Annotated in this window: 11 protein-coding genes; 9 read left to right on the top strand and 2 right to left on the bottom strand. The window is 72.6% G+C overall.

The window, feature by feature from the left end; translation table 11 throughout:
* Positions 1-79 precede the first annotated feature (79 nt).
* The 9 genes from ABD287_RS11435 (at position 80) to hpf (ending at position 9,472) form a co-directional block, all read left to right on the top strand.
* Positions 80-262 (top strand): Trm112 family protein, encoded by a 183-nt coding sequence (locus ABD287_RS11435; RefSeq protein WP_344172062.1) that lies wholly within the window; start codon positions 80-82, stop codon positions 260-262.
* Positions 263-336: 74 nt separating this feature from the next.
* A complete protein-coding gene (locus ABD287_RS11430) occupies positions 337-1,458 on the top strand; it encodes an SIS domain-containing protein (RefSeq protein ID WP_344172199.1) in 1,122 nt (373 codons plus the stop codon).
* Complete coding sequence (locus ABD287_RS11425; protein ID WP_344172060.1) at positions 1,455-2,432, top strand: cation diffusion facilitator family transporter; 978 nt, start codon at positions 1,455-1,457, stop codon at positions 2,430-2,432. Before ABD287_RS11430 ends, ABD287_RS11425 begins: the two co-directional genes overlap by 4 nt.
* Positions 2,433-2,435: 3 nt before the next feature.
* Positions 2,436-3,602 (top strand): mannose-6-phosphate isomerase, class I, encoded by a 1,167-nt coding sequence (manA, locus tag ABD287_RS11420; protein ID WP_344172058.1) that lies wholly within the window; start codon positions 2,436-2,438, stop codon positions 3,600-3,602.
* A 233-nt stretch (positions 3,603-3,835) separates the two neighbouring features.
* Positions 3,836-4,525, top strand: a complete 690-nt coding sequence (gene mtrA / locus ABD287_RS11415; protein ID WP_344172056.1) for an MtrAB system response regulator MtrA — start codon at positions 3,836-3,838, stop codon at positions 4,523-4,525.
* Positions 4,526-4,619: 94 nt separating this feature from the next.
* Positions 4,620-6,233, top strand: a complete 1,614-nt coding sequence (gene mtrB, locus ABD287_RS11410) for an MtrAB system histidine kinase MtrB (RefSeq protein WP_344172197.1) — start codon at positions 4,620-4,622, stop codon at positions 6,231-6,233.
* Positions 6,217-8,001: an LpqB family beta-propeller domain-containing protein gene (locus ABD287_RS11405; RefSeq protein WP_344172055.1), complete on the top strand. Its 1,785-nt coding sequence runs from the start codon at positions 6,217-6,219 to the stop codon at positions 7,999-8,001. The genes mtrB and ABD287_RS11405 overlap by 17 nt, the downstream gene beginning before the upstream one ends.
* Complete coding sequence (locus tag ABD287_RS11400; protein WP_344172054.1) at positions 8,001-8,696, top strand: ComF family protein; 696 nt, start codon at positions 8,001-8,003, stop codon at positions 8,694-8,696. The genes ABD287_RS11405 and ABD287_RS11400 overlap by 1 nt, the downstream gene beginning before the upstream one ends.
* 185 nt (positions 8,697-8,881) lie before the next feature.
* Positions 8,882-9,472 carry a ribosome hibernation-promoting factor, HPF/YfiA family gene (gene hpf / locus ABD287_RS11395; RefSeq protein ID WP_344172053.1) on the top strand — a complete coding sequence of 197 codons (591 nt, stop codon included), beginning with the start codon at positions 8,882-8,884 and terminating at the stop codon, positions 9,470-9,472.
* A 58-nt stretch (positions 9,473-9,530) separates the two neighbouring features.
* Here the strand turns inward: hpf and ABD287_RS11390 are convergent, their stop codons facing one another.
* Both ABD287_RS11390 and ABD287_RS11385 read right to left on the bottom strand, forming a co-directional pair.
* Entirely contained in the window at positions 9,531-10,661 is a 1,131-nt protein-coding gene (locus ABD287_RS11390; RefSeq protein ID WP_344172051.1) for a GNAT family N-acetyltransferase, read from the bottom strand.
* A complete protein-coding gene (locus ABD287_RS11385) occupies positions 10,658-11,827 on the bottom strand; it encodes a GNAT family N-acetyltransferase (RefSeq protein ID WP_344172049.1) in 1,170 nt (389 codons plus the stop codon). The genes ABD287_RS11390 and ABD287_RS11385 overlap by 4 nt, the downstream gene beginning before the upstream one ends.
* Positions 11,828-11,829 lie beyond the last annotated feature (2 nt).

Below are 11,829 nucleotides of genomic sequence, written 5' to 3'. Positions count from 1 at the left end.
GTCATCGTAGGCTGCATGACGGCGGTCCGTGAAGAGGCCGCCCGCCCGCTGGGCGCACGTCGTGGAAGGGAGTCGTCCGGTGTCTCTGGACCCTGCGCTGGTGGAGATCCTTGCCTGCCCGGACACGCACCACACCCCGTTGGAGTATGACGCCGCCGGGCAGACGCTGACCTGCTCGCAGTGTCGTCGGGTGTTCGAGGTCCGCGACGGGATCCCGGTGCTGTTGCTGGACGAGGCCCGCACACCCGGGTCGCCGGCGTGAGCGCCCCCGAGGACGCCGCGGCCCTCTCCGGCCGTCGCGAGCCAGACGAGAAGTTCCTTGACAACGAGGCCGGGATGCGCGCGGTCGACCTGACCGACACCCTGCGGGCCACCGCGCTGGCCGGGGCGCAGCTGCGGGAGGCTGCGCACCTGGCGGCCGAGGCGCACCTGGCCGACCTGGCCGATGAGGGCCGCCCGCGGGCGATCGTCGTCGCCGGGGTCGGCACCGCGGCACGGGCCGGGGACGTGTTGGCCATGGTGGCCGGGTCGCGTTGCCCGGTGCCGGTCCTCGCGCACCGCAGCGCCGGCGTGCCCGGGTGGGTGAGCGCCGCGGACGTCGTCATCGCGGTCTCGGCGTCGGGGCGCTCGCCGGAGGCCATCCACGCGGCGGAGGCCGCCGCGCGTCGGGGCGCCCGGCTGGTGGCTGTCGGCGCGCCCGACTCGGAGCTTCAGGAGCTGGCCACGGCGGCCCGCGCGCCGTTCATCCCGGTGCCGCGTCGGGCCCCGGCCCGGTTCAGCCTGTGGGGTCTGACGGTTCCGGTGCTGCTGGCCGCCCGCGCCCTGGGCGTGGTGCAGATCAACGAGGCGGACATCGCCGAGACGGCGAACCGGTTGGACCTGGACGCCGAGCGGTGCCGTCCGTCGCTGGAGTCGTTCGTGAACCCAGGCAAGTCGTTGGCCTTGGAGCTGGCCGGCTCGATCCCCGTCGTCTGGGGCTCGTCGCCGTTGGCGACGGTGGCGGCCCGCCGGTTCGCCGACGTGCTGGCCGCCAACTCGCGGTATCCGGCGATCGCCGGCGCGCTCGGCGAGGCCGGCCGGGGCCGGGTGGGTCTGCTGGACGGCATGTTCGGCGGCCTCACCGAGGCCAGCCGCGACATCTTCGCCGACCACGACGAGGACAGCGACGTCACCCGGCTGCGGCTGGTGCTGCTGCGCGACGGCGGTCTGGGCTCGGAGGACGACGCCGACGAGCCGCTGGCGGTCGAGGAGCGGAGGGCCGACGCGGTGCAGGAGCTGGCACGCCGCCGTGGCGTTCGGGTGAGTCTGGTGACGGCTGAGGGCGCGTCGCCGTTGGAGCGGCTGGCCTCGCTGATCGCCGTCCCTGACTTCGCGTCGCTGTACCTGGCGATGGCGCACGGGCTGGATCCGATGGCGGTTCCGGCGGTTTCGGAGATGAAGGAGTTGTCTACGCAATGAGCGCAGGTGGCGGCACCAAGGCGATCGTCGCGGCGTTGCTCGCGAACAGCGGGATCGCGGTGACGAAGTTTATCGCGTTCGGTCTCACGGGTTCGTCGTCGATGCTGGCTGAGTCGATCCACTCGGTGGCCGACGCCGGTAACCAGGGCCTGCTGCTGGTCGGTGGCCGGCGGGCGCAGCGGGCGGCGACGCCCCGGCATCCGTTCGGCTACGGCCGGGAGCGTTACGTGTACGCGTTCATCGTGTCGATCGTGCTGTTCAGCCTCGGCGGCCTGTTCGCCCTCTACGAGGCGTACCACAAGTGGGACCTGAGCGTCACCGAGCTGGACCGTGGGGCGATCACCAGCTGGCACTGGGTGCCGGTCGTGGTGCTCATCGTGGCGATCATCCTGGAGACGTGGTCGTTCCGGACCGCGATCATCGAGTCGAAGGCGGTCAAGGGCAACGCGACGTGGACGCAGTTCGTCCGCCGCGCCAAGGCCCCTGAGCTGCCGGTTGTGTTGCTGGAGGATCTCGGCGCGCTCGTCGGCCTGATCCTGGCCCTGCTGGGCGTGAGCATGACCCTGGCGACCGACGACGGCCGCTGGGACGCCGTCGGCACCGCGGCGATCGGCGTCCTGCTCGTGGTGATCGCGGTGATCCTGGCCGTCGAGACCAAGAGCCTTCTGCTTGGCGAGTCGGCCACCGATGAGGACGTGACCGCGATCGAGGCCGCGATCACCTCCGGCCCGGAGGTCGAGCGGATCATCCACATGAAGACGCTGCACTTGGGGCCGGAGGAGTTGTTGGTCGCGGCGAAGGTGGCGGTCCGCCAGCAGTCGACGGCCGACGAGATCGCCGCGGGCATCGACGCGGTCGAGCAGCGGGTTCGTGCGGCGGTGCCGATCGCCCGGGTGATCTATCTGGAGCCGGATCTGTACCGGGCGGGCCGGGCCACGGCCGGGGCGGCCGGCGCGCCGGGGGCGGACGCCTGACCTGTGGAGATCCTGCTCAACCCGGTGCGTGAGTACGCGTGGGGCTCGCACACCGTGATCGCCGGGCTCCAGGGTCGGCCGACGCCCACTGCGGCGCCGGAGGCGGAGCTGTGGATGGGCGCGCACCCGTCGGCGCCGTCGCGGGTTCGGCGCGGCGACCAATTGGTCAGTCTGGCCGAGCTTGTCGAGGCGGACCCGCGGTCGTTGCTGGGACCGGCGGTGTTCGGGCGGTTCGGCGCCCGGTTGCCGTACCTGTTGAAGCTGCTGGCGCCTGAGCAGCCGTTGTCGTTGCAGGCGCATCCGGACGCCGAGCGGGCCGCGGCCGGTCACGCCGCGGGCAATCCCAGCTACGTGGACGCCTACCACAAGCCGGAGTTGCTGGTGGCGGTGTCGCCGTTCGAGGCGTTGTGCGGGTTCCGGCCGCCGGGGCGGGCGGCGACGGCGTTGGCGGCGTTGGACGTGCCCGGGTTGGCGCCGGTCGTCGCGGTCCTCACCGATGGGGAGCGGGGTCTGCGGTTTGCGGTGGAGACGTTGCTGGGCTGGCCGGTCGACGATCGGGAGCGGCTTGTGGCGGTCGTCGCGGCGGCGGCCGGTCGACTCGCGGCGGCCGGTGGCGTGGACGCCTTGGCGTACCGGACGGTCGTCGATCTCGCCGAGCGGTATCCGAGCGATATGGGCGTGGTGGTGTCGCTGCTGCTGCACCGGCTCTCGTTGGCCCCGGGGGAGGCGGTCTGGATGCCTGCGGGAAACCTGCACGCCTATCTGCGGGGAGCGGGCGTGGAGATCCTCGCGGCGAGCGACAACGTGCTGCGTGGCGGCCTGACGGTAAAGCCGGTGGACGTGCCGGAGCTGCTGCGGGTGCTCTCGTTCGCTCCGTTGGCAGACCCGGTGCTGCGGCCCACCGCGGTCGGGCCCGGCGTGGTGACCTGGCCGGTTCCGGTGCCCGATTTCCGGCTGCGCCGGGTGACGGTCGGTGGCGCCCTTCCGGTGGTGACGTTGCCGTTGACTGGTCCCCGGACGGTGTTCTGCCTGTCCGGCGTGGTGGTGGCTGACGACGGGCAGCCGGTCGAGGTGCCGGCGGGTGGAGCGGCGTTCGGCGGCGCTGCCGGTGGGCCGCTGCGGCTGTCGGGCGACGGCGTCGCGTTCGTCGCGACCACCGGACTCGATTGATCTGCGCGTTTCATCATGAATTGCTTGACAACAATGTCACCTCAGGTAGCTTTAAGGGCACGTAGCGTTATTCGACTGTGGTCTGAGGCGTTGCGTGGGGATCTGTCACCGGGGGGATGCGGAGGGCGGTCGGCGTGAGCCGACCGCCCTCCGTGCTGCGGTCGAACTCTTCGCCTGATCTGCCGCGGTGGCCTGTGCCACAGTCTTCGCCTCGGGATGGGATATTGGAGCGCATGAGAGCCCGGGTACTGGTAGTCGACGACGATCCCGCGCTGGCCGAGATGCTCGGCATCGTGCTGCGAAGCGAGGGGTTTCAGCCCGCCTTCGTCGCCGACGGCGAGCGCGCGTTGGCGGCATTCCGGGAGATCCGTCCCGACATCGTCCTCCTGGACCTCATGCTCCCGGGAATGAGCGGAATCGACGTCTGTCGGTTGATTCGGGCGGAGTCGGGTCTGCCGATCGTCATGCTCACCGCGAAGAGCGACACCGTGGATGTCGTCCTCGGTCTGGAATCAGGCGCCGACGACTACGTCGTCAAACCCTTCAAGCCCAAGGAGCTGGTCGCCCGGATGCGGGCCCGGCTGCGTCGCGGCGAGGACGCCGCGCCCGAGCTGCTCACCATCGGGCCGCCCGGAAACCAGATCACCATCGACGTGCCCGCGCACACCGTCAACCGTGACGGGGCGGAGGTCAAGCTCACGCCGTTGGAGTTCGACCTGCTCGTGGCGCTGGCGCGCAAGCCGCGTCAGGTGTTCACCCGCGAGGTGCTGCTGGAACAGGTGTGGGGCTACCGGCACGCCGCCGACACTCGTCTGGTGAACGTGCACGTCCAGCGCCTGCGCGCCAAGATCGAACCTGATCCGGAACGCCCCGAGGTGATCCTCACCGTCCGGGGGGTCGGTTACAAGGCGGGCACCAGTTAGGGGCGCCGTGGCCGCGTGGTGGCGCCGATGGCGGCGCGGAGGACGGATCACCGCCCGCTCGGCGCGGGTGCTGTGGCGGGCGGCCGGACGCGTCATGGTGCGCGCGTTCGCGGCCCTACGGCTGTTGTGGCGGCGCTCGCTCAACGTCCGGATTGTCACGATCACACTGTGCGCGTCCGGGCTGCTCGTCGGCGGCTTCGCGTACCTGGTGGCCCAGAGCAGCGTCAACGTGCTCATCGACGGCACGGCCAAGGAGGTGCACGACCGGATCCGGGTCGGCACCGCCTACGCGCAGAAGCAGCTGACGGTGCACAGCCAGCCCAACGACCCGCAGCTGCCCACCACGCTCAAGGACACCGCGGTCAATCTCGCCGGCAGCCCTGACGACCCGGACGGCCCGGTGGTGGTCGTCGCGGCGAGCGGCACGCCGGTGATCGAAACCGTGGCGTCCCGCAGCGTCGACGTCGAGGGCATGATCGGCGCCGAGCTGGAGCGGGCGGTCGCCGAACACGGCAAGCTCGCCTACGAGATCCGCACCTGGCCGGGCGTCGGTGAGGGTGTGAAGTACCTGGTCTACGGCGCCCCGGTGCCGACCCGGTTCGGGCAGGTGGAGCTGTACTACCTGTGGCCGTTGGACACCCAGGACCAGATCGCCCGGCAGATCCAGATCACCGTGCTGGTCACCGGTTTCTCGCTCATCGTGCTGCTGGCGGTGCTGTCGAACCTGGTCACCCGGATGGTCGTGGACCCGGTACGGGCGGCCGCCCGCACCGCGCAACGACTCTCGGCCGGCCTGCTGGACCAGCGGATGACCGTCCATGGCGAGGACGACCTGGCGCTGCTGGCCGCCTCGTTCAACCAGATGGCCGCCAATCTGCAACGGCAGATCCTGAGGCTGGAGGAGATGTCGCGGCTACAGCGGCGATTCACTTCGGACGTCTCGCACGAGCTGCGCACGCCGCTGACCACGGTCCGGATGGCGGCCGATCTGATCTTCAGCGAGCGCGACGCGTTCGAGCCGGCCGTCTCTCGCAGCGCCGAGCTGCTCCAGAACGAGCTGGACCGGTTCGAGTCGCTGCTGTCCGATCTTCTTGAGATCAGCCGGTTCGACGCCGGTTTCGCGGCGCTCGACGTCGAGCCGACCGATCTGGTGGCTATCCTGCGCCGGGTCGTCGACCGGCTGGCCAGCCTGGCCGACCGGGCCGGCGTGCGGGTGCGGGTGGAGGTCCCCGACGACGTCGTCATCGCCGACGTCGATCCTCGCCGGGTGGAGCGGGTGCTGCGTAACCTGGTTGACAACGCGATCGAACACGCCGAGGGCCACCCGGTCGACGTGACGCTGGCCTCCGACGGCAGCGCCGTGGCGGTGCTGGTGCGCGACCGTGGCGTAGGACTGAGCCCAGGGGAGGACAAACTCGTGTTCAGCCGGTTCTGGCGGGCTGACCCGTCCCGGGCGCGGCAGACCGGCGGCACCGGGCTGGGTCTGTCGATCAGTCTTGAGGACGCCCGGCTGCACGGTGGATGGTTGGAGGCGTGGGGTGTGCCGGGCGGTGGCGCCCAGTTCCGGTTGACGCTGCCGCTGCGCTCCGGCGACCGCCTCATCGCCTCGCCGTTGCCGCTGGTGCCGCCTGAGGCCAGCGCCCCGTCGCCGACCGATCCGGGCCCCGCCGCCGTGACCGAGGGGCGAGACGGTGCCGGGTCCGCGTAGCGGCCGGGTGGCCGCGCTGCTGGCGTCCGCCGTCGCGTTGACGTTGCCCGGGTGCGGTCTGCCGGGCAGCAGCGACGTCATCGTCCGCGGCGAGGTGCAGCGATCGGCGCCGGTCTCCGACGACGCCGGGACGTGGGAGCCGCCGGGCCGGGACGCCACCACCGTGCCGCAGGACTTCGTCAAGAACTTCCTGGCCGCCCCGGCCGGCGAGCCGTCCCGGGCCCAGGCGCGGGTGCGGCGGTTCCTCGCCCCGGAGGCTGACGAGGCGTGGCGCCCGGCCGACACGGTGCACGTCGCGCGGTTGGTCGGCGAGCCCATCATCAATCGGCGGCCGAGCGGCTACGACGTGCAGTTGCAGGTCGAGCACCTGGGCGAGCTGGCCGACAACGGGGCGGTCGTCCCCAGGCCCCGGGCGGCCGCGCGCTACCGGTTCAGCTTCGCCGAGGGCGAGCGCGGCGACAACAGCCTGTACGTGACGGCGGCGTTGCCGTTGATCCTGCTGCAGGACGCTGTGCTCCGGCAGTACTACGAGAGCCGTCCGGTGTACTTCTGGTCGGCCGACGAGACAACCCTGGTCCCCGACATGCGGTACCTGCCCCGCCGGGACGTCACCGCCGCCCAGATCCCGACCCAGATCCTGGACTGGATGCTCGGCGGACCGGTGCCGTGGCTGCGGCCGGCGGTCCGGGCGTTGCCGCCGGGGGCCGCCCGGCGTGGCAACGTGCCGGCCCCGACCAGGGACCGGATCGAGGTGACGCTCTCGAAAGCGGTGGACACCGACCGGCGGGAGCAGGTCGACAAACTGGCGACGCAGCTACGGTGGTCCCTGGGCGACAGCGAGCAGACGTTGCGGCTGAGGGTCGACGAGTTCCAGGCCGACTACGGGGGCGCCGACTATCAGCGCGCGAACGCGGCGTACCGGGGCAGCCGCCCGGTCACCGCGATGGCGGTGCTCGGCGGGCGACCACGTCCGATCGGCGCTTCGACGCCCGGTCTGGTGGTCCCGCCGGAGCTGCCGTCGGGGTACCGCCTGGCCCGCCGCGCCGCCTACACCATGGTTGGCGTCGTGTGGTCGGCGGCGATCGTGCGTCCGGCGGGCGGCAAGGACCTGGGTCTGGACCTCGCGTTCGGGTCGGAAGCCGGCCTGGAGCCGCCCCGGCCGACGTCGTTGCGCGCCCGTTCGGTCGGTCGTCCGGTGTGGATCCGTGGGGGCCGCTCCGGCCTGGTAGCGGCGGACGGCCGCCTCTACAGCTTCCGGGCCGGCAAGCAGCCACGGGCGACGCCGGTGGCCGGCGCCCCGGTCGGCAGGGTGGGCGCGGTCGCGGTCGCCCCCGACGGGCAGCGGGTGGCGCTGCTGGTCGGCGGGGTGCTCTACGTCGCCGCGTTGGGCGCCGACGACGCGCCGGTCGGGATCGGCCCGGCGCAGCGGGTGCCGGTGGCCCTGGGCGGGCTGACCGCGGTCGATTTCAGCGAGGAGGGCCGGCTGGTGGTGGCCGGTCGGCTCCCTGACGGCCGGGCCCAACTGGTCGACGTGACCCTCGACGGCGCCCTGCAGACGCCCCGTGCCGGGCAGTTCGGCGCGGCCGCGATCACCCAGTTGGTCGCGCTGCCGAGCGACCCGACGTCGCGGAGCGGCCCCGGGCCGGTGCTGTACGAGGCGAACGGGCTGGCGTACGAGCTGTACAGCGTCGAGCGCCGGTTGACCGCTGAGGATGTCGGTGTGCCGGGGTCCACGGCCTACCCGAGCGCACCGTTCTTCGTCACCTGATGTCGGGGCGGTGGTGGGCGGATCTGGCCGATCTGGTGGCGCCGGCTGTCTGCGCCGGCTGCCGGACGGCGACGCCCGCGCTGCGGCGGGGCGCCTGCGCGGCGTGCGCCGCAACCCTGGCAGCTCAGGTTCCTGGGCCGGTTCCGGGGCCCGGCGGGGCGTTCCCGGTGGTGGCCGCCGGCATCTACGACGGGGTGTTGCGGGAGCTGTTGCTGGCCTACAAGGAGCGGGGGCGCCGCCAGCTGGCCGAGCCGCTGGGGGTGCTGCTGGCCCGGGCGGTGGCGGTCCACGGGAGTGATCCCGTGACGTTGGTCGGGGCGCCGAGCACAGCGGCCGCCTCCCGCCGCCGCTACGGTGACCATCTATCCGTCCTGGTGCGGGCGGCTACCGGACGGCTTCGTCAGGCAGGCATCCGCGCGGACGCCGTTCGGGCGCTGCGGGCCCGGCCGCGGCCGGACTCCGCCGGCCTGAACGCCCGGGGCCGCCTGGCGGCGGCTGAGGCGAGCATCCACGGCGCCCCGTGGCCGTTGGCCCGGCTCCGTCGGCTCGGGGCTGGCCGTCGGGTGTTGCTCATCGACGATGTTCTCACCACGGGGGCGACGCTGGCGGCATGCGCCGCCGAGCTGGAGCGCTGCGGCGTGTCGGTCGCCGGCGCGGTGGTGTTGACCGTGACTCCCGCCCCGCGGCGGAAATGACCGCGGCGACGCCGTTTCCCGTCGTGTGACCAGGGTCGGAGGTCCTCGCCTGGCCCATCCGCGGGACTACTCGGCGGGACGTTCCGGCAATTCTCGGGGAACGTACGGCGACGTTGGGGTGACGATCGCAGTTGTCCGGGCTAGCGTCGAAGGTACCGAGTCGGTACGACTGATCGGGAGGTCACGTGGATATCGTCGTCAAGGGCCGCAATGTTGAGGTCCCTGAGCACTATCGCGCGCATGTCGCCGAGAAGCTGCACAAAGTCGAACGGTACGACCAAAAGCTGATCCGTATCGATGTCGAGTTATATCACGAACGGAATCCCCGGCAGTCGGGCCACTGTCAGCGCATCGAGATCACCTGTTTCGCACGCGGTCCGGTTATTCGATCCGAGGCCACCGCGAAGGATTTCTACACCGCGTTGGATATGGCGATCGGGAAGATCGACGCCCGGCTGCGCCGCTCGGCCGAGCGGCGCCGGCTCGAACGCCGGCACCGGATGCCCACCGGTCTGGTGGCCGCGACAGTCGGCGCGCCGCCCCAGCAGGAGCCCGAGGTATCCGAGCCGGAGCCGTACGACGACCAGCCGTGGCACCTGGTGCGGGAGAAGGAGCACCCGGCCGAGCCGATGAACGTCGATGACGCCCTGTTCCAGATGGAGCTGGTCGGGCACGACTTCTACTTGTTCATGGACAAGGAGACCCGCCGGCCGAGTGTCGTCTACCGCCGGCACGGCTACGATTACGGCGTCATGTCGCTGGCTACCGACCAGTAGCGACCAGCCCCCGGTTGATTGGTTCGCGGGCCGGCCGGATGGCTGGCCCGCCGCCGTTCTACCCGCCGGCGGAACCCGTTGGCGCCCGCATCGGGTCGCCGGGCAGCAGCGCGTACGACACGTCATCGATCCGTACGCCCGAAGGCCCGGGAAGACGAGCGCGGGCGTAACCCTCGCGTTGAAAACCGGCCCGTTCCAGAGCCCGCTGCGACGCCAGGTTGTCCGGTCGCGCGCCGGCTACCAGGCGGGCGATCCCGACGCTGAACGCCCATGGCGCCAGCAGTCGCAGCGCCCGGCCGACGTAGCCACGGCCCCGCCACCGAGGCAGCACGGAGCAGCCGAGCATCGCCTGCCCGGTCTGCGGCTCCCCGTAGCGCAGGCCGATGTCGCCGGCCGCCGCGCCGGTGGCCGCGTCGAGGATCACCAGGTCCGCCCGGTCCCCGGCGAGCCAGCGCGCCTCGGCGCGGGAACAGCGTTCGGCGGTGTCCGCACGCTCGGGCTCCCGCGGCGGGACGCTGGTGTTCACCACCTCCGGCAGACAGCGCAGCTCGTGCAGAAAGTCCACATCGCCCTCACCCAGCGGCCGCAGCGTGACCGCTCCGTCGGTGAGCTGCCCACCGGGCAGATCGGGCAGCAGGCGCGCCACCGGCCCGGCCGGATCGGTGGCCAGCCGGCACCAGGCGATGGCGTCGTGCCGTTCGCCGATGGCGCCGATTATCGCCGAGCGACGGACCCCTTCCCGTTGGAACCCGGCGCTCAGCGCGACCCGCTGACTAGCCGTGTTCTCCCACAGGGTCATCAGCTCGACCCGGGCCAGCCCGCGGGTGAACGCCCAGCGCGTGATCATGTCGGCGGCCGCGGTCGCCACTCCCCGGCGCCGCGCCCACGGCGCGGCCCAGTACCCGACCTCCGTGATGCCCCGTTCCTGTTGCGTGGCCCCGAGACCGACGCCGCCGAGCAGCCGGTCCGTCCGCGGGTCCACCACGGCGAACGCCGCGTTGCCGTCGTCCCAGACCGCCTGCGCCCCGCTGCGCACCCACCAGGCGGCGGTGTCCCGGGTGTACGGCCGCGGCATGCTCGGAATGAACCGTTGGACCATCGGGTCGGAGCAGGCACTGGCGACGTCGTCGATGTCCCGGTCGGCGTACCGCCGCAGCCGTACCGGTCCGCTGTCAATACTGTCGGTCACCGTTGACCTCCGGTCAAACGCGCTTCCGCGGGCGCCGTCGGTCGCAGGTCGCTGGCGAGCAGCGCGGAACGCCACACGTCCCGCTGGCGCCCCTGCCGGACGACCCTGGTGACGCCCTCCCAGACGAATCCCACCCGCTCAGCCACCTTCCGGGACGGCTCGTTGCCAGCCCAGGCGTGCCACTCGACGCGGGTGAGCGCCAGCGCCGGGAACGCCCATCCGACGACCGCCCGTAGCGCGCCGGTGGCGACCCCGCGCCCGCGGGCCGCCGGGCCGACATGGAACCGCACCCGGCCGACGTCGGGCTGGCCGGCCAACAGCCGCAGGTGGATCTCGCCCAGGTAGTTGCCATTCTCGTCGCCGATGGTCAGCGACACCTCCTCGCCGGCCGCCCAGGCCGCCGACGCCATGGCCACCGCGGCCCGGGCGGCGGCCGCCCGGTCGCCGGGCGGCTGCACCAACCAGCGCACCGTCTCGGGATCAGCCAGTGCGGCGACCATCGCCGGCACGTCGTCGGGGGTCGGCGGTCGCAGCGTCAGCCTCGTGCCGGCGTCGGCACGGAACGACACGGTGGGCGCCGGCGCGGAGAACGTGGCCGCCTGCCGGGCCGCCACCGTGCCGGGACCGGCCGGCCGGTCCGCCCCGCCCGCGCTCAACTCGCCGGCCAGCAGCGACGCCAGCCAGGTCCGGTCGGGCCGCCGTTGGCCGCACGGCACGCCCCGGGCGACGCCCTCGATCTGGAAGCCCAGCCGGAGCGCCACGAGGCGGGACGCGTGGTTGCCGACTTCGGCCCGCCACCCGACGCGGGCCAGACCACCTTCGTCGAACCCCCATCGCAGCAGCGCCCGGGACGCCCGCTCGGCGACGCCGCGCCCGCGCGCCCACGGGGCCGTCCAGTAGCTCAGCTCGGCCCGCTCGGTCAGCGAAACCCCGCCCAGCAGCCCGCCGCCATCGGCGAAGACGCCCAGCTGAGCCGCGCTGCCGTCGGCGAGCTGGTGGGCGCTCTCGGCGATGAACGTGTCGGCCTCCGGCGCCCCGAACGGAGTCGGCAGACTCGTCCAGCGTTGGATCCCCGGGTCGCCGCAGGCGCGGGTGAGCGCGGCCGCGTCGCGGGGCTCCCAGGGCCGCAGCAACAGGCCGTCGTGGCGCAGAAGTGGCGGGCGCATAG

The sequence above is a fragment of the Pilimelia columellifera subsp. columellifera genome (assembly GCF_039532605.1).
GTDB lineage: Bacteria > Actinomycetota > Actinomycetes > Mycobacteriales > Micromonosporaceae > Pilimelia > Pilimelia columellifera.
This window is presented reverse-complemented; position numbering and strand designations above follow the sequence as displayed.

Coding starts and splice junctions, on each gene's coding strand:
- ABD287_RS11385 (WP_344172049.1), bottom strand. CDS start 11,827: ATGCGCCCGCCACTTCTGCGCCACGACGGCCTGTTGCTGCGGCCCTGG.
- ABD287_RS11425 (WP_344172060.1), top strand. CDS start 1,455: ATGAGCGCAGGTGGCGGCACCAAGGCGATCGTCGCGGCGTTGCTCGCG.
- ABD287_RS11400 (WP_344172054.1), top strand. CDS start 8,001: ATGTCGGGGCGGTGGTGGGCGGATCTGGCCGATCTGGTGGCGCCGGCT.
- mtrA (WP_344172056.1), top strand. CDS start 3,836: ATGAGAGCCCGGGTACTGGTAGTCGACGACGATCCCGCGCTGGCCGAG.
- mtrB (WP_344172197.1), top strand. CDS start 4,620: ATGGTGCGCGCGTTCGCGGCCCTACGGCTGTTGTGGCGGCGCTCGCTC.
- ABD287_RS11430 (WP_344172199.1), top strand. CDS start 337: ATGCGCGCGGTCGACCTGACCGACACCCTGCGGGCCACCGCGCTGGCC.